The organism is Streptomyces sp. NBC_01408, from assembly GCF_026340255.1.
Lineage (GTDB): Bacteria > Actinomycetota > Actinomycetes > Streptomycetales > Streptomycetaceae > Streptomyces.
In genome coordinates, this window is record NZ_JAPEPJ010000001.1 from 330,355 (window position 1) to 347,279 (window position 16,925).

The 16,925-nt window shown below is 72.8% G+C and carries 17 protein-coding genes; 8 read left to right on the forward strand and 9 right to left on the reverse strand.

Going from position 1 to position 16,925, the window contains the following annotated elements; translation table 11 throughout:
* The first annotated feature begins 53 nt into the window (after positions 1–53).
* The 4 genes from OG447_RS01465 to OG447_RS01480 all read left to right on the forward strand — a co-directional run bounded on the left by OG447_RS01465 (position 54) and on the right by OG447_RS01480 (position 4,568).
* Complete coding sequence (locus OG447_RS01465; protein ID WP_266934347.1) at positions 54–2,441, forward strand: ribonucleoside-diphosphate reductase subunit alpha; 2,388 nt, start codon at positions 54–56, stop codon at positions 2,439–2,441.
* The gene (locus OG447_RS01470; protein ID WP_266934348.1) at positions 2,441–3,457 is read left to right on the forward strand and encodes a ribonucleotide-diphosphate reductase subunit beta; all 1,017 of its coding nucleotides are present in this window, start codon (positions 2,441–2,443) and stop codon (positions 3,455–3,457) included. Before OG447_RS01465 ends, OG447_RS01470 begins: the two co-directional genes overlap by 1 nt.
* A 74-nt stretch (positions 3,458–3,531) precedes the next feature.
* The gene (locus tag OG447_RS01475) at positions 3,532–4,167 is read left to right on the forward strand and encodes a helix-turn-helix transcriptional regulator (RefSeq protein ID WP_266934349.1); all 636 of its coding nucleotides are present in this window, start codon (positions 3,532–3,534) and stop codon (positions 4,165–4,167) included.
* 47 nt (positions 4,168–4,214) lie between these two features.
* On the forward strand, positions 4,215–4,568 hold the full coding sequence (locus tag OG447_RS01480) for a DUF3703 domain-containing protein (RefSeq protein ID WP_266934350.1): 354 nt from the start codon (positions 4,215–4,217) through the stop codon (positions 4,566–4,568).
* Between the two features lie 286 nt (positions 4,569–4,854).
* Here OG447_RS01480 and def read toward each other — a convergent pair whose 3' ends face one another.
* From def to OG447_RS01520, 8 genes are all read right to left on the reverse strand, one after another.
* On the reverse strand, positions 4,855–5,493 hold the full coding sequence (def, locus tag OG447_RS01485) for a peptide deformylase (protein WP_266934351.1): 639 nt from the start codon (positions 5,491–5,493) through the stop codon (positions 4,855–4,857).
* 83 nt (positions 5,494–5,576) lie between these two features.
* The gene (locus OG447_RS01490; protein WP_266934352.1) at positions 5,577–6,578 is read right to left on the reverse strand and encodes a hypothetical protein; all 1,002 of its coding nucleotides are present in this window, start codon (positions 6,576–6,578) and stop codon (positions 5,577–5,579) included.
* A gap of 117 nt (positions 6,579–6,695) precedes the next feature.
* Positions 6,696–7,973 carry an HD-GYP domain-containing protein gene (locus OG447_RS01495; protein ID WP_266934353.1) on the reverse strand — a complete coding sequence of 426 codons (1,278 nt, stop codon included), beginning with the start codon at positions 7,971–7,973 and terminating at the stop codon, positions 6,696–6,698.
* Positions 7,970–9,496, reverse strand: coding sequence for an HD-GYP domain-containing protein (locus OG447_RS01500; protein WP_266934354.1), 1,527 nt, complete (start codon positions 9,494–9,496; stop codon positions 7,970–7,972). The genes OG447_RS01495 and OG447_RS01500 overlap by 4 nt, the downstream gene beginning before the upstream one ends.
* Before the next feature lie 190 nt (positions 9,497–9,686).
* Positions 9,687–10,010 carry a mycothiol system anti-sigma-R factor gene (rsrA, locus tag OG447_RS01505; protein WP_266934355.1) on the reverse strand — a complete coding sequence of 108 codons (324 nt, stop codon included), beginning with the start codon at positions 10,008–10,010 and terminating at the stop codon, positions 9,687–9,689.
* Positions 10,007–10,651, reverse strand: a complete 645-nt coding sequence (locus OG447_RS01510; protein ID WP_030709911.1) for a sigma-70 family RNA polymerase sigma factor — start codon at positions 10,649–10,651, stop codon at positions 10,007–10,009. Before OG447_RS01510 ends, rsrA begins: the two co-directional genes overlap by 4 nt.
* A 429-nt stretch (positions 10,652–11,080) precedes the next feature.
* The gene (locus tag OG447_RS01515; protein ID WP_266934356.1) at positions 11,081–11,743 is read right to left on the reverse strand and encodes an alpha/beta family hydrolase; all 663 of its coding nucleotides are present in this window, start codon (positions 11,741–11,743) and stop codon (positions 11,081–11,083) included.
* Positions 11,744–11,768: 25 nt separating this feature from the next.
* Positions 11,769–12,587, reverse strand: coding sequence for an SOS response-associated peptidase (locus tag OG447_RS01520; RefSeq protein WP_266934357.1), 819 nt, complete (start codon positions 12,585–12,587; stop codon positions 11,769–11,771).
* Positions 12,588–12,640: 53 nt separating this feature from the next.
* Between OG447_RS01520 and OG447_RS01525 the strand changes: the two genes are divergently transcribed.
* The 4 genes from OG447_RS01525 (at position 12,641) to OG447_RS01540 (ending at position 16,263) form a co-directional block, all read left to right on the forward strand.
* Positions 12,641–13,354 carry a M50 family metallopeptidase gene (locus OG447_RS01525; protein WP_266934358.1) on the forward strand — a complete coding sequence of 238 codons (714 nt, stop codon included), beginning with the start codon at positions 12,641–12,643 and terminating at the stop codon, positions 13,352–13,354.
* Positions 13,355–13,407: 53 nt separating this feature from the next.
* A complete protein-coding gene (gene aroA / locus OG447_RS01530) occupies positions 13,408–14,790 on the forward strand; it encodes a 3-phosphoshikimate 1-carboxyvinyltransferase (protein ID WP_266934359.1) in 1,383 nt (460 codons plus the stop codon).
* A gap of 8 nt (positions 14,791–14,798) precedes the next feature.
* Positions 14,799–15,809: a ribosome small subunit-dependent GTPase A gene (gene rsgA / locus OG447_RS01535; protein WP_266934360.1), complete on the forward strand. Its 1,011-nt coding sequence runs from the start codon at positions 14,799–14,801 to the stop codon at positions 15,807–15,809.
* 130 nt (positions 15,810–15,939) lie between these two features.
* Positions 15,940–16,263, forward strand: coding sequence for a multidrug efflux SMR transporter (locus OG447_RS01540; RefSeq protein WP_112447780.1), 324 nt, complete (start codon positions 15,940–15,942; stop codon positions 16,261–16,263).
* On the opposite strand, the gene OG447_RS01545 is transcribed toward OG447_RS01540, so the two are convergent.
* Positions 16,229–16,798 (reverse strand): TetR/AcrR family transcriptional regulator, encoded by a 570-nt coding sequence (locus tag OG447_RS01545; RefSeq protein WP_266934361.1) that lies wholly within the window; start codon positions 16,796–16,798, stop codon positions 16,229–16,231. The two genes, OG447_RS01540 and OG447_RS01545, sit on opposite strands and share 35 nt — an antisense overlap.
* Positions 16,799–16,925: the final 127 nt, after the last annotated feature.

Genomic DNA, 16,925 nt, shown 5'->3' on the forward strand with positions numbered 1-16,925 from the left:
TGCGCCCGCTCGCGCCCCGCCTAGGGCCGGCCGAGCGAGGGAGAGCTCCCGCCGTGACCATCGCGCCTTCCGCACCGCGCGCCGAGTCCATTTCTGGCGACAACACCGAGGGCCCGGGGGCCACGCTGCTGCGTACCCTCACGGAGCTGACGGCGGATCTCCCCGACACCGACCCCGGCCGGGTCGCGGCCTCCGCGCTGCGCGGCCGCAGCGCCGCCGCCGACGAGGCCGAGCTGCGCGGGCTCGCCACCGAGGCCGCCGCCGGACTGATCTCCGAGGACCCGGCCTACTCCCGGCTCGCCGCCCGGCTGCTGACGCTGGCCGTCCGCGACGAGGCCTCGGGCCAGGGCTCCACCTCCTTCTCGGCCTCCGTCGCCGTAGGCCACCGCGAGGGGCTGATCGCCGACCGCACGGCCGAGTTCGTGAAGACCCACGCGGCCCGCCTGGACGCGCTGGTCGAGCACACCCTCGCCGAGGGCGCCGACGACCGCTTCGGCTTCTTCGGCCTGCGCACCCTGCACAGCCGCTACCTGCTGCGCCACCCGATCACCCGTCAGGTCATCGAGACCCCGCAGTACTTCATGCTGCGCGTGGCCTGTGGCCTCGCCGCGGACGAGAGCGTCCAGGCCGTCGAGGAAGTGGCCTCGCTGTACCGGCTGATGAGCCGCCTCGACTACCTGCCGTCCTCCCCCACGCTCTTCAACTCCGGCACCCGGCACCCGCAGATGTCTTCCTGCTACCTGCTGGACTCCCCGCTGGACGAGCTGGACTCGATCTACGACCGCTACCACCAGGTCGCCCGCCTCTCCAAGCACGCCGGCGGCATCGGCCTGTCGTACTCCCGCATCCGCGCCCGCGGTTCGCTGATCCGCGGCACCAACGGCCACTCCAACGGCATCGTGCCGTTCCTGAAGACGCTGGACGCCTCCGTCGCCGCCGTGAACCAGGGCGGCCGCCGCAAGGGCGCCGCCGCGGTCTACCTGGAGACCTGGCACGCGGACATCGAGGAGTTCCTGGAGCTGCGCGACAACACCGGTGAGGACCAGCGCCGTACGCACAACCTGAACCTCGCCCACTGGGTGCCGGACGAGTTCATGCGCCGCGTGAACGCCGACGCCGACTGGTCGCTGTTCTCCCCGGCCGACGTGCCCGAGCTCGTCGACCTGTGGGGTGACGACTTCGACGCCGCCTACCGCAAGGCCGAGGCGGACGGCCTGGCCCGCAAGACCATGCCCGCCCGCGACCTGTACGGCCGGATGATGCGCACCCTCGCGCAGACCGGCCAGGGCTGGATGACCTTCAAGGACGCCTCCAACCGCACGGCGAACCAGACCGCCGAGCCGGGCACCGTCGTGCACTCCTCGAACCTGTGCACCGAGATCATCGAGGTCACCAACGACGGCGAGACGGCCGTCTGCAACCTCGGCTCGGTCAACCTCGGCGCGTTCGTGCTCGACGGCGGGATCGACTGGGAGCGCCTGGACGAGACCGTCCGCACCGCGGTGACCTTCCTCGACCGCGTGGTGGACATCAACTTCTACCCGACCGAGCAGGCCGGCCGCTCCAACGCCCGCTGGCGCCCGGTGGGCCTGGGCGCGATGGGCCTCCAGGACGTCTTCTTCAAGCTGAAGCTGCCCTTCGACTCCCCCGAGGCGAAGGCCCTTTCCACCAAGCTCTCCGAGCGCATCATGCTGGCCGCGTACGAGGCCTCCTGCGACCTGGCCGAGCGCAGCGGCCCGCTGCCGGCCTGGGAGCAGACCCGCACCGCTCGCGGCGTCCTGCACCCGGACCACTACGCCGTGGAGCTGAACTGGCCGGAGCGCTGGGACGCGCTGCGCGCCCGGGTCGCGAAGACCGGCATGCGCAACTCCCTGCTGCTGGCCATCGCCCCGACGGCGACGATCGCCTCGATCGCGGGCGTGTACGAGTGCATCGAGCCGCAGGTCTCCAACCTCTTCAAGCGCGAGACGCTCAGCGGTGAGTTCCTCCAGGTCAACGGCTACCTGGTGGAGGAGCTGAAGCAGCTCGGCGTGTGGGACGCCCAGACCCGCGAGGCGCTGCGCGAGTCCAGCGGCTCGGTCCAGGGCTTCGGCTGGATCCCGGCCGAGGTCCGCAACCTGTACCGGACGGCGTGGGAGATCCCGCAGCGCGGTCTGATCGACATGGCGGCGGCCCGTACCCCGTTCCTCGACCAGTCGCAGTCGCTGAACCTGTTCCTGGAGACGCCCACCATCGGCAAGCTCTCCTCGATGTACGCGTACGCCTGGAAGCAGGGCCTGAAGACCACGTACTACCTGCGTTCGCGCCCGGCGACGAAGATCGCCCGCGCCGCTTCCGGCAGCGCCGTCCCCGCCGCCGCGACCCCCCTCCCGCAGGCCGTCGACGCCGACGCGCTGGCCTGCTCCCTTGAGAACCCCGAGTCCTGCGAGGCCTGCCAGTAATGAGCTCCAACGACACCAAGAACCTCCTGGACCCGGGCTTCGAGCTCACGCTCCGCCCCATGCGCTACCCGGACTTCTACGAGCGCTACCGGGACGCGATCAAGAACACGTGGACGGTGGAGGAGGTCGACCTCCACTCGGACGTCGCCGACCTCGCGAAGCTGACGCCCTCCGAGCAGCACATGATCGGCCGGCTGGTCGCGTTCTTCGCGACGGGCGACTCGATCGTCTCGAACAACCTGGTGCTGACGCTCTACAAGCACATCAACTCCCCGGAGGCGCGCCTGTACCTGTCGCGCCAGCTGTTCGAGGAGGCCGTGCACGTCCAGTTCTATCTGACGCTGCTCGACACCTACCTGCCCAACCCGGACGACCGCGCGGCCGCGTTCGACGCGGTCGAGGAGATCCCGTCGATCCGCGAGAAGGCGCAGTTCTGCTTCAAGTGGATCAACGAGGTCGAGAAGCTGGACCGGCTGGAGACGGCTGCCGACCGCCGCCGCTTCCTGCTGAACCTGATCTGCTTCGCGGCGTGCATCGAGGGCCTGTTCTTCTACGGTGCCTTCGCGTACGTGTACTGGTTCCGGTCCCGCGGCCTGCTGCACGGCCTGGCGACCGGCACCAACTGGGTGTTCCGCGACGAGACCATGCACATGAACTTCGCCTTCGAGGTCGTGGACACGGTCCGCAAGGAGGAGCCGGAGCTCTTCGACGACGCCCTCCAGCAGCAGGTCACCGACATGCTGAAGGAAGCCGTCGAGGCGGAGCTGCAGTTCGGCCGCGACCTGTGCGGTGACGGCCTGCCGGGCATGAACACCGAGTCGATGCGCGAGTACCTGGAGTGCGTCGCGGACCAGCGTCTGGTGCGCCTCGGCTTCCCGCCGGTGTACGGCTCGCAGAACCCGTTCTCCTTCATGGAGCTGCAGGGCGTCCAGGAGCTGACGAACTTCTTCGAGCGCCGTCCGTCGGCCTACCAGGTCGCGGTCGAGGGCACGGTCGACCTGGACGAGGACTTCTAGTCGTAACCGGACCCCAGTGGGCCGGGGCGGCCCGGCTGCGCCCCGGCGGGCTGGTGTACGGGGGCGCCGTCGGGGTGGCCACCGCGCACGCGCACCACTCCGTACAGGTCGTCGCCGCGCTGGACGGCGACGACCTGCTGCTGGCGGGCCCCTCCGGGGAGCCCTTCGCCTGCCGGGCGTACGTGGTGCCGGCCGGCGTACGGCACGCCGTGCTGCGCGGCACGGAGCGCGGGCTGCTGCTGCACTACGACCCGGCCTCGGCCGCGGGGCGCCTGCTCACGGCGCGGGCGGGGGTCGCGGAGGGGCTGCTGCCGCCCGGGCTGCCCGCCGAGCCCTTCGACGCGGCGTGCGCGCTGGACCGCGTACTGCTGGCGGAGGTGCTGCCCGCCGCGGCCCGGCATCCCGGGCTGGCCCGGGTCGTTGCCTGGCTGCCCGGGCGGGACGGCGTACGACTGTCGGAGGCGGCCGCGGTGGCGGGGCTGTCCGAGAGCAGGCTGGCCCACCTGTTCCGGGCGGAGCTGGGGCTGCCGTTCCGCTCGTACGTGCTGTGGCTGCGGCTGATGCGGGCGGCGGAACTCGCCGCGCGGGGGCACACCCTGACGGACGCTGCGCACGGGGCGGGCTTCTCCGACGGCGCGCACCTCAGCCGGGTGTGCCGCCGGATGTTCGGGATCGCGCCGTCGGAGTCCCGCCGGATCCGGTGGCGGTAGCAGGTTCGTTCAAGCGCGCGGCGGGGCCGCGGGCGCATGGTCGTGCCATGACACGCATCCCGATGCCGCCCCCCGTACGCGCCGCCTTCGAGGCGGAGCTGGCCCGAGCCGGGGCCGCCGCCCCCGACACCGAGGCCATGTGGACCGCCCTGGAACGGGCCCACGTCCTGTCCCAGAACTGGGCCTGGCCGCACACCCGGGCCCACTGGCACATGTTCCGCCTCGCCGTGCGCTGCCGGGACCGCAAGGAGACGGCAGGGCAGGTCCTGCGGATGCTCGTGGCGGGCCCCGGTTCGCTCGCAGGGCGCGTTCCGCAGGGCAACAGCGGCCGCACCCGGGCGGGCCTGCTGACGCCGATGCCCGTGCCGGACGATCTGCGGGCCCTGCTCGGCGGCGCGTAGCTTGGCCGAGAAACACAGGTCACTTGACCCAAACCTGCCCCATGCGTAGCCGGATGCTGACGTACGGTGAAAACGAATGGCCGGATCGCGCCCGAACGTGCTCCGGTCTCGTATCGAGTACACCGCTTTGGGGGCCTTCATGTCTCGCACCGTCCGCACCGCCACCGCCTCCGGGGACAGCGGCTGGACCTGCGTCCCGCGCTGAGTCCAGTCCGGGCACCGATGCGAACGGCCCCGCTCCCTCACAGGAGCGGGGCCGTTCGCATGGTGTGCGTGGACGGACCGGTCAGCCGTTCGGGACGGTCTCGTACCGCGGGGTGCCCTCTTCCATCTGCCGCAGGGCGTCCTTGCGGTCCCGCTTCGAGAGCCGGTCGATGTACAGGTACCCGTACAGGTGGTCGGTCTCGTGCTGGAGGCAGCGAGCGAAGTAGCCGGTGCCTCGCACCTTGATCGGGTTGCCCTGCGCGTCCTGGCCCTCGACCTCGGCGTAGTCCGGGCGGGCGAGGGAGGCGTAGGCCGTCGGGACCGACAGGCAGCCCTCGTTCGAGTCGTCCAGCACGCGCGCGCCCGCGGGCAGCTCCACGAGCTTCGGGTTGATGACGACACCGGTGTGCCGGTTGCCGTCGTCGTCCGGGCAGTCGTAGACGAAGACCTTGGCGTCCACGCCGATCTGGTTCGCGGCCAGGCCCACGCCCTCGGCGGCCTTCTGGCTGGCGAACATGTCGTCGATCAGCTGGGCCAGTTCGCCGCCGAACTCCGTGACGTCCTTGCACTCCCGGTGCAGGACCGGGTTGCCGACCACCGTGATGGGGCGGGCGGTGCCGCGCTCGCGGTGGGCGAGCTCGCGCTCCGCACAGTCCTCGGTGTCCACGACGTACCCGTCGTTCACCTCGGACTCGACAACCTCGTTCTCCTGCTGAGCCATGTCCGCCGTACGCCTTCCGTAAGTCAACAAGTCACCGTGTCGCCGATGGCCACCGATGTGCCCGTACAGCCTACGGCCCCCGCTCAGCAGACTTCTTCGAGATCCCGCCACTCACGGCTGTCCGGACTGTCCGCGACCCAGCCGTCGAGCAGCCCGCGCACCAGGCCGGCCGGCGCCGCGATGCCGCACTCCCGCTCGGGCACCCACAGTGAGCCGGAACCGGTCGTACGGTGCCCCAGCGGCCCGGGATGCCCCGGTTCGCTGTGGTCGTGCGGATCCAGGTGCTCCCCGTCGCCCTCGTCGCTCGGCATCTCGCTCTCGGAACAGGTCCGGCACAGCAGCCGCACCGACGAGGACCAGTCCTCGGCGGCGAAGCCCGCGTCCGCGGCCAGCTGCTCCAGCGCGTCACGGTCGGCCTCGGTGGCCGCCTCCAGCAGCACCACCCAGGTCGGCACCGGCGAGGGGGCCCACAGCTCGATCTCGTCGAACACCGGGTACGAAGGGCCGGCCGCGGTCACGCGCTCGCCGTGCGGGACCCCGTCGTGCAGGACCACCTCGCCCCAGCGCCGCCCCGAGGAGGGCAGCGGGATCGACAGGACCTCCATGCGGGCCGGGTCCAGCCTGCGGCCCCAGACCACCTCGGCCTCGCCCTCGGGCGACAGCCGCACGGCCGCGCTGCCGAGCTCCATACCGACCGGTTCGCCCGTTCCGCCGCCGCCCGCGCCGTGCGGGTCGCCGGGCACCTTCAGCCCGTACGCCTGCCAGGCCCGGCGGGCCAGCGGCCAGTCCTGGAGCGCGGTCGCGGCGATCCCCACGTTCCACCAGTCCGGGGCGCCCGTCTCACGGTCCAGCAGGGCCACGGCGCGCAGCCCGGCGGCCCGCGCCTGCTCCCAGTCGTGCCGGAACTTGTGCAGCAGGGCCAGGTTGAACCAGGACTCGGACAGCCAGGGCTCCAGGTCCGCGGCTCTGGTCAGGAGCGCCCCCGCGTCCTCGTACCGCCCGTCGCCGATCAGCGTGAACGCGCGGTCGGTGGCCTGCCGCCACGAGGCGGAGGGCCGATGCCGTACCTTCCCGAAGATCCTCACGATTCCCGCCTGCCTGGGGGCACCTCCCAGCGGTAGCTGGGACTACGGTGCAGCCTTGCGGACACTCTTACTGGCATCCAACCATGCCCACTCGGACGGCCGCTCATTACCCATGGGTTACCCAGGTGGGACGGGAACAACTCTGTCACGCCCGCCCCTGGCCAGAACCCTCGCCAGGCACTCCACGACCTCCGGCTGGTAGTCCTGGCCGGTGCCCAGGCGCAGCTGTTCCAGGGCGGCCAGTGAGCCGCCCGGGTGACGGCCCCCGCAGGCCAGGTCGTCGTACGCGTTCACCGCGCGCACGATCCGGGCGGCGACGGGCTGCTCCCGGTACGGGTCGGCCTGCCGCTCCACCACCACGGCGACCTCGGCGGGCACCCCGGTCTGGCGGGCCACCTCCCCGCCGAGCCCGGCGATCCGGCGGGCCTCGGCGGGGGGCAGCTGCGCGGTGGCCCCGTCCGGGACCGGGTCGACGAGGGCGAGCTGCCCGATGTCGTGCATCAGGGCCGCGTACTCCAGGACTGTGAGCTCCCGCTCCGACAGGCCCAGCTCCCGGCCGACGGCGCAGCTCAGGGCGGCGACCCGGCGGGAGTGCCCCGGCGGGGTGTAGCCGGCGATCTCGGTGGCCCGGGCGAGGGAGGTGATGGTCTGGCGGTAGGTGGTGCGGATGGCGGTGATCCGGTGGAAGGACATCTGGGTCAGCAGCAGGGGCACGCTGAACACGGGCAGGGCCCACAGCCCGGCGACGGCCGCGCCCAGCGCCATCACCACCCCGGTGGCGCAGATCGCGGAGCCGATGCCGAGCTGGGCGCGCAGCTCGTCGCGCAGCAGGGGACCGTACGGCCAGCCGGTGCGGGCCCCGGCGAGCGCGGCGGCGAGCACCGCGTCGCACAGGGCGGTGAGGCCGAGCAGAAGGACCAGGAAGAGCACGAGGTACGGGCTCTGGCCGAGCCGGTCCTCCAGCCTCCCGGAGTTGTAGAGCGGCTGGAAACAGACGGCGGCGAAGCCGACGGTGAGGACCCGGCGGGCCACGTGGTCGAGGGCCGGGCCGCGGCCGCGCGCGATGTGCGGGACGATCCCGACGAGGGCCGCGGCGACGACGACCGCGACGGTCTGGAGCACCCCGTGGTGGGTGGGCTGCCCGGCGTTCTGGCCGAGCAGGGCGTAGGCGAGGGCTCCGGCGGAGCCGAGCGGTGCGGGCTGGCGGTCCTCGGCCGGGAGGTGACCGGCGGCGTCGCGGCCGTCGCGGCGGGCGAGCTCGCCTACGGTGACCAGGGTGCCGAAGGCCAGGGCCACACCGGGTTCGACCAGGCCGGACCAGAGGGTGTGCCCGAGCGCGACGACCGTCAGCAGGGCCGCCGCGCCGCGGACGGTCCACGCGGCGGCGGCCCTCACGCCCTGCCCTCCGCCTGGCGGCGGGCCGCACCCCTGCCGGGCGGCGGGAGGGCCAGCGCCCCGGCCGGCTCCCCCGCCGGCTCCCCGCTCGGCTCCCCGCCCGGCGGGCCCGGGAGCGCCGGACCCCCGCCGGACCCGCCCCCGGCGGGGGCACCCGCGGAGGTACCGGCAGGGGGACCCGCGGCGATCACCTGGAGATCGTCGTCGGAGGTGACCACCGGATGCCAGCCGTGCCGTCCGATGGCCCCGGTCAGGGCGTCCACCATCGCCGGGTCGAACTGGGCCCCCGCACACCGCTCCAGCTCCGCGAGGGCGACCGGCACCGGCCGGGCCCGGCTGTAGGAGCGGGTCGAGGTCATCGCGTCGAAGGCGTCGGCCACCGCCACCACCCGGGCCAGGACGGGGATCTGCTCTCCGGTCAGCCCGTACGGGTAGCCGGAGCCGTCGACCCGCTCGTGGTGGTGCAGGATCGCGGACCGGGCCTCCCCCAGGAAGCCGATGCCGCGCACCATCTCGTGCCCGTACTCGGGGTGCAGTTCGATGATCCTGCGCTCGTCCGGGGTGAGCGGGCCGTCCTTGCGCAGCAGGCGGGTGGGGACGCCGAGTTTGCCGACGTCGTGCAGGATCCCGGCGATGCGGACGACTTCGAGGCGGTCCTCGCCCATGCCGAGCTCGCGGGCGATCATCGCGGAGGCCTGGCCGACGCGTTCGCTGTGGCCCCGCGTGTACCGGTCCTTGATGTCGACGGCCTGGACGAGGGCGCGGATGGTGGCCCGGTGCGCGGCGCGCTCGCGGTGGTACTGGGCGAAAACCCAGCAGGAGATGTACATCGGCAGCAGGACGAGCAGCGCGGCCGGGAGCCCGTAGGGGCTGCGCCACATGACGGCCATCATCAGCCCGGCGAGGCCGTGCAGGCAGTGCGGGGCGAGGGAGCGGGTCAGCAGGCCGCGCCACGCGGTGGCGGCGGGCCGGCGTTCGGCGGTGACCAGGATGCCCCCGTCGAGCGCGGTGAGCACCAGGCAGAAGGTGACGGCCGCGGCGGCCGCGGGGAGGATCGCGTACGGAAAGTCGGCCACCCAGCCGGGCGGCCCGGATCCCCCGGAGGGCCCGCCGGAGTGGGCCGCTCCGAGGGTGGCCGGGCCGTGCAGCAGGGCGTAGGTCTGCCCCGCGGCCCAGGCGGCCGTCGCCTGCTGGGCCCCGTGCCACACCCGGCGGACCCAGGCGGGCCGCTCGACCACGAGCCCGGCGAGGCCCCCGGGCAGCGCCACGAGCGCGGCGGCGGAGGGGGGCAGCAGGAACACGGCGGCCAGGAGTACGGGGAAGAAGGAGCCGATGCCCTCGGGCACCCGGCTGCCCAGCAGCGGGCAGAGCTTCACGAGTTCGCAGCCGAGGTAGAGCACGGCGAGCAGGGCCACGGACGCCCAGGGGGTGCCGGGGTCGGTGAGGGCCGGGGCGGCGCACGCGAATGCCGCGAGGACGGCGCACAGGATGTATCCGCGCGCCCCCGGCGGAAGTACCCGCATGGCGCTCTCCTCCCCTGAGCTGTGCAAGCCGAGTACCGAATCAAACCAGCACCGGTTGGGGAGAATATGCGGGGCCCCTTGCGAAGCGGACCACATTTTCACATCGGGACATGCGGACGCCCCCGGATTAGCACCTTCGAGTGAACGAAGTGGCTTTCCGGGGGCGGGGGTTCACCTACCGGCCGGAGCGTCAGCCGGGGGCCGGGTTGTCGGCGGCGACGGGACTGTCGACGGTGACGTCGTGATCGGGCACGGCCTGGCCCGACCTGATCAGTTCGATCCGGCCCATCACCTTCGACCGCAGGTCCGTCGGCACGTCGTCCGACCCGCAGCAGCGCTTCACCAGTTTCTTCACGGCCTGCTCCAGGCCGTACTTCTCCAGACAGGGATTGCACTCGCCGAAGTGGGTTTCGAACTTCGTGCAGTCACTGTCGGGCATCTCGTGGTCGAGGAACTCGTAAAGGTGATCCAGGACCTCAGAGCACTCCATCTCGTGCGGCTCTCCGCAACTCATGAGCCCGAGCCTTTCCGGTCGTTCGACTCTCCGGCGCCCGCGGGGACGAGCCCGCGTTCACGGGCATAGTCCTCCAGCATTCCGCGGAGTTGACGGCGGCCACGGTGCAGTCGCGACATGACCGTACCGATGGGTGTACCCATGATGTCCGCGATCTCCTTGTACGCAAACCCCTCCACGTCGGCAAGATAGACCGCGATGCGGAACTCCTCCGGAATCGCCTGCAGGGCTTCCTTCACATCCGAATCGGGCAGGTGGTCCAGCGCCTGCGACTCCGCCGAACGCAGACCGGTCGACATGTGCGACTCGGCGCGTGCCAGCTGCCAGTCCTCGATCTCCTCCGCGGCGCTGCGCTGCGGCTCGCGCTGCTTCTTGCGGTAGGAGTTGATGAAGGTGTTCGTCAGAATGCGGTACAGCCACGCCTTCAGGTTGGTGCCCTCGCGGAACTGGTGGAAGGACGCGTACGCCTTTGCGTACGTCTCCTGGACCAGGTCCTCGGCGTCGGCCGGATTGCGCGTCATGCGCAGCGCGGCCGAGTACATCTGGTCGAGGTAGCCGAGGGCATCCCTCTCGAAGCGCGCATTGCGCTCCGGGGTCGTTTCCTCCGCGTGGCCTTCGTCGGTCCCAGCGACAGGACCCACCTCCTCCGACTGCGTGGCGACTCCGAAAGCGGACCCGCTCGAATCGGAGAATAGTCGACCTTCCCGGACCTCCGCCGCCCGAGGCGAACTGCGCTTGGGCCCGGGCAGCACTGTCCAGTCCAGGTCAGCGGCCTGCGGACGGTTCTGGCTGATGACCTGGGTCATGCGCTCCCTCTCCTCCGACGATTTCCCGTACGTACCGACATCCGGGACAACAGAAGGGCCGGGCGGCACATTCCCGTGCGGGGGACGGGTTCACGGACCCGGCCGGGGTACGTCAGGTCGGGGTGCTCGGGCGGGCCCGGCAGCCCGCTCCGGAGCACGCCGGCCCCACCCTGCCCGCCGCCGGGGCCGCGCACGGGACCGCGCCGGGCTCGGCCGTGCCTCCTGCCGCTATCGTCCGGCCTTCGTCCGGGGCTCGTCCGGGCTTCAGGGCTTCGGGGGTGTGCTGCGGATCACCGCCGGGCCCGTGAGCCACTCGGCGACCGCCTCGGTGATCATCGCGAGGGCCTCCTCCTGGGTCAGCTCCGCCTTCTTCGGCACCGCGAAGCCGTGGTCCCCGTACGGGATCTCCACCAGCGTGTGGCCGCCCCCGGGGAACTCCTCCGGGCGCCCGAAGGGGTCCCTGGCGCCCTGGACCACGAGGGTGGGCCGCCCGGCCCCGGTGAGCTCGTCCGCCCGGGAGCGCTCCGGCCGGCCCGGCGGATGCAGCGGGAAGGCCAGGGCCAGCACCCCGGCCGCGTCCAGCTCGGCGGCGGTCCGGCAGGCCACCCGGGCCCCGGCGCTGCGCCCGCCCGCGACCACCGGCAGCCCGGGCTTCACCAGCGCCGGCCACAGGGCGCGCCAGCCCTCGTCGAGCACCTTGGGCGCGGCGGCGACCTTCTTGCCGGCCACCCGCCAGGGCTGCTCGACCAGGGCCACGGTGATCCCGCGGGCGGGCAGCGCCTCGGCCAGGGCCCGCAGGTCCCGGGCCTCGATGCCGCCGCCGGCGCCGTGGCTTACGGCGAGGACGAGCTTCGCCCCGGGGGCGGTGTGCCAGGTGATGCGGGCCTCGCCCGCCGGGGTCCGGACGCTCTCGGTACGCGTGGTCATGCCCCCATCGTGCCGCCCCGCCCGGTCAGAAGAGGGTGCCCTCTTCTGGCGCGGCGAGCTCCTCCAGGAGCTCCGGCCCGTTGTTGCGCACGTTGCTCACGGCCGTGGACACCGGGTAGGCGCGCATCAGCCCGCCCGGCGGCGGCGCGAGCAGCTCCCGCAGCGCGCCCTCGGTGTCGGTGTCCGCCGGGTCCAGCCAGGCGTCCCAGCGGTCCGGGGTGAGCATGAGCGGCATCCGGGGGTGGATGTCGGCGAGGGAACGGGGCCCCTCGGCCGGGGCCACGCCCAGCGGCCCGGTCTCGGCCTCGGTGGTGATCACCGAGCAGGTGACCCGCCAGGCGAGCGGATGCTCGTCGGGCAGGGTCCGGTCGCGCCAGAACTCGTATATCCCGGCCATCGCGAAGACGGAGCCGTCGGAGGGGAGCACGAAGTACGGCTGCTTGCGCGCCCGCTTCCTCTTCCCCTCGACCTCCAGCTGCCGCTCGTCGTGGGCGGTGACCCACTCGTAGTAGCCGTCGGCGGGGACGATGCAGCGGCGCTGCGCGAAGGGGCGGCGGAAGGAGGGCTTCTCGGCCAGCGTCTCGGACCGCGCGTTGATCATCCGGGCGGCGCCGTCGGGGTTCTGGGCCCAGGAGGGCACGAGCCCCCATCGCAGGACGCGCAGCTGGCGAACCGGACGCGGGTCCTGGGCGTCTTTCAGGGGACGGTCGAGGACGACGTGGACCTCTTTCGTCGGCGCCACGTTCCAGTCGGGGGCCAGGGACTCCTCCGGCTCCCACCGCTCGATGCCGAAGGCCTCCACCAGGTCCTCGGGCTTACGGCTCGCCGCATACCTTCCGCACATGGCTGCCACACTGCCATGGCATCCGACCACCACCGCAAGGAGTCCGCCACTTCATGGACATCAGCACGACGGCCGGCCTGTGGGGCCGGCTCACGGGCATACAGACGGCCCCCGAGCAGTGGCTGGTGATCGCGACCGGGCTGGTCGCACTGGCCGCTGTGGGGCCCCGCCCGCTGTGGCGGGTGTCGCGCAACGCGGTCACCATCGCGCACGAGGGCGGACACGGACTGCTGGCGCTGCTGACCGGGCGGCGCCTGGACGGGATACGGCTGCACTCCGACACCAGCGGGGTCACCGTCAGCCGCGGCCGGCCCACCGGGCTGGGGATGGTCCTGACCGCGGCCGCCGGCTACACGGCGCCCTCGCTGCTCGGGCTCGGCGGGGCGGTGCTGCTCTCGGCGCACCGGATCACCCTGCTGCTGTGGGTGGCCACCGCCCTGCTGGTGGCGATGCTGGTGATGATCCGCAACGCGTACGGGGCCCTGACGGTCCTGCTCACGGGCGGGACCTTCGTGCTGGTGAGCTGGCTCGCGCCGGCCGAAGTGCAGGCGGTGTTCGCGTACGGGGCGGTGTGGTTCCTGCTGCTGGGCGGCGTACGCCCGGTCTTCGAGCTCCAGGTCAAGCGGCGCCGGGGCGGAGCGCCCGACTCCGACGCGGACCAGCTGGGGCGGCTCACGGGGGTGCACCCGGTCGTGTGGCTCCTCCTCTTCCACGTCGTCGCGCTGTGCTCGCTGATCGGCGGCGGGCGCTGGCTGCTCGATCTCTGAGACTGCGCCACTGATCAAGATCTGTGGCCATGGGAAGCCACTAAAGTGGGGCCATGACCGAGACCCCCGCGCTCCACGCCCTCTGGCCCGCCCCCGTCGCCGACGCAGCCGTCCACGCCACCGTCACCGTGCCCGGGTCCAAGTCGGTCACCAACCGCGCTCTCGTGCTCGCCGCACTGGCCGCCGAGCCGGGCTGGGTACGCCGCCCGCTGCGCTCGCGCGACTCCCAGCTGATGTCGGACGCCCTGCGCGCGATGGGCGTGGGCATCGAGGAGACCGTCTCGTCCAGCTCCGCCCCCGCCGCCGACGGCTCGGTGGGCGGCGAGGCCTGGCGGATCATCCCGGCGGCCCTGCACGGCCCGACGACCGTGGACGTCGGCAACGCCGGAACGGTCATGCGCTTCCTGCCGCCCGTCGCCACCCTCGCCGACGGCGACATCCGCTTCGACGGCGACCCGCGCTCCTACGAGCGCCCGCTCGGCCAGGTCATCACCGCGCTGCGCACCCTCGGCGCCCGGATCGACGACGACGGCCGGGGCGCGCTGCCGCTGACCGTCCAGGGCGGCGGGGCCCTGGAGGGCGGCACGGTCGAGATCGACGCCAGCAACTCCTCGCAGTTCGTCTCCGCGCTGCTGCTCTCCGCCCCGCGCTTCAACCAGGGCGTCGAGGTCCGGCACGTGGGCGGCAACCTGCCCTCGATGCCGCACATCCGGATGACGGTGGAGATGCTGCGCGCGGCGGGCGCGCAGGTCGACACCCCCGAGGCGGGCGGCGAGAAGGACGTGTGGCGGGTCGCGCCCGGCGCGCTGCTGGGCCGCGACATGGTGGTGGAGCCGGACCTCTCCAACGCCCAGCCCTTCCTGGCCGCCGCGCTGATCACCGGCGGCACGGTCACCATCCCGGACTGGCCGCGCCGCACCACGCAGCCCGGTGACGCGCTGCGCCGGATCTTCACCGAGATGGGCGGCTCCTGCGAGCTGACCGACGCCGGCCTGGTCTTCACGGGCACCGGCAAGATCCACGGCATCGACGTGGACCTGAGCGAGGTCGGCGAGCTCACCCCGGGCATCGCCGCGGTGGCGGCCCTGGCCGACTCGGAGTCGGTGCTGCGCGGGGTCGCGCACCTGCGGCTGCACGAGACGGACCGGCTGGCGGCGCTCACCAAGGAGATCAACGCGCTCGGCGGTGACGTCACGGAGACGGCGGACGGCCTGCACATCCGGCCGCGCCCGCTGCACGGCGGCACCTTCCACACGTACGACGACCACCGGATGGCCACCGCGGGCGCGGTGATCGGCCTGGCGGTGAAGGGCGTGGAGATCGAGAACGTGGCGACCACCGCGAAGACCCTGCCGGACTTCCCGAAGATGTGGACGGACATGCTCGCGGGCGACGGCGGGGACCCCGCGGCCCCCGGACCGGGTGCGGGAGCGTAGGGCCCGTCATGCGCAGGTACGGCAAGCACACCGACGAGGACGACATCCGCCAGCGGCCCAACCCCAAGGGCAACCGGCCGCGGACCAACATCCGGCCCAAGCACGAGGACGCCTCCGAGGGCTTCGTCCTGACCGTCGACCGGGGCCGGCTGACCTGCCTCGTCGGGGACCGCGCGGTCCACGCCATGAAGTCCAGGGAGCTGGGCCGCAAGGCGGCGGTGGTCGGCGACCGGGTGTGGATCGTCGGGGACCTGTCCGGCAAGAAGGACACCCTGGCCCGGATCGTGCGGATCGAGGAGCGCAAGTCCGTCCTGCGCCGCACCGCCGACGACGACGACCCCTACGAGCGCGTGGTCGTCGCCAACGCCGACCAGCTGGCCATCGTCACGGCCCTGGCCGACCCGGAGCCGCGGCCCCGGATGATTGACCGCTGCCTGGTGGCGGCGTACGACGCCGGGCTGGAGCCGCTGCTGGTGCTGACCAAGTCCGACCTGACGTCCGCGGACAAGATCCTGGAGATCTACTCGACCTTCGGCCTGAACTACGTGGTCACCAACCGCGAGGAGCTTGCTACGGGCGACGCGGCCGCCAAGGTGCGCGAGCGCCTGGAGGGCCGGATCACCGCGTTCGTCGGGCACTCGGGCGTCGGCAAGACCACACTGGTCAACTCGCTGGTGACGCCGGACCGCAAGCGGGCGACCGGCGTGGTCAACGCGGTCACCGGGCGCGGCCGCCACACCACCACCTCGGCCCTGGCGCTGCCGCTGCCCGGGATGGACGGCTGGGTCATCGACACCCCGGGCGTGCGCTCCTTCGGCCTGCACCACGTGGACCCGTCCCGGGTGATCCTGGCCTTCCCCGAGCTGGTTCCGGGCACGGAGGGGTGCCCGCGCGCGTGCAGCCACGACGAGCCGGACTGCGCGCTCGACAAGTGGGTGGAGGACGGCCACGCGGACCCGGCGCGGCTGTATTCGCTGCGGCGGCTGCTGGAGACGCGGGAGCGGCGCGAGGGCGACTGACCGTACGGCGCCGTGCAGCGGGGTTTGCGGAAGGCCGTGTCTGGTAAATGGATAGTCGCACCAAGTGGCGCGCAGGTTCAGGCCGGAAGTCGGGCCCAGACCGTGTCACGTGACGCGGGGAGGCATCGACATGGCGTGGCTGCTGGTCGTGGTCGCGGGAATCCTGGAGACCGGCTTCGCGGTCTGCCTCAAGCTGTCCCACGGCTTCACCCGGCTGTGGCCGACCATCGCCTTCGCGTGCTTCGCGCTCGGCAGCTTCGGTCTGCTGACGCTGGCGCTCAAGAAGCTGGACGTGGGTCCGGCGTACGCGGTGTGGACGGGCATCGGGGCGGCCGGGACGGCGATCTACGGCATGGTCTTCCTCGGGGACCTGGTCTCCACCCTCAAGCTCGTGTCGATCTCCCTGGTCATCCTGGGGGTCATCGGGCTCCAGCTGTCCGGCTCCTCGCACTGACCGTCCGCAGCAGCTCGGCGAGCGCGGGCCCGGCCGGGCCCTCCGGCGGGGCGATCACGTAGGAGAGCGCGAGCCGGACGGCGAGTTCGCACCGCTGCGTGCCCTCCCCCGGCGTCAGGGCGGCCGCCGCCCGGTCCCGTACCTCGCGGGCCAGCTGGCCCGGCCCGGGAGGCCCGGCGCCCGGCCGGGGAGGCAGGCCTGGGGCTGGCAGGCCGGTGTTCCAGGACCCGGTGAGCAGGGCCCGTACGACGGGCTGCGCGCGGGCGGCCCGTACGGTCCACTCGGCGACGGCCAGGAGCCGGTCGGCGGCCGTGGCCGGGGTGCCCAGGGCCCGGTCGACCCCGTCGAGGTAGCGGTCGGCCTCGCGCCGGACCAGGGCCCGGCCCAGTCCGGCCTTGCCGCCGAACTCGTTGTAGAGGGTCTGCCGGGACACCCCGGCGGCGGCCGCGACGTCGACCATCCGCACGGCCGGCCAGGGGCGTGCGGCTAGCGCCGCTCCGGCCGCTTCCAGTAAGGACTCCCGGGCTGCCGGCATGGTCGCCTCCCCACTGGCATGGCCGCTGGGCTTCTCCGCCAGAGTTGACGGGGCGACAGGTCCTGTCAAGGGCGCGTCCCGGCCGCACTGTGGACCTCGTTGGTGGGGGTGCGGGAGTCTCGATACT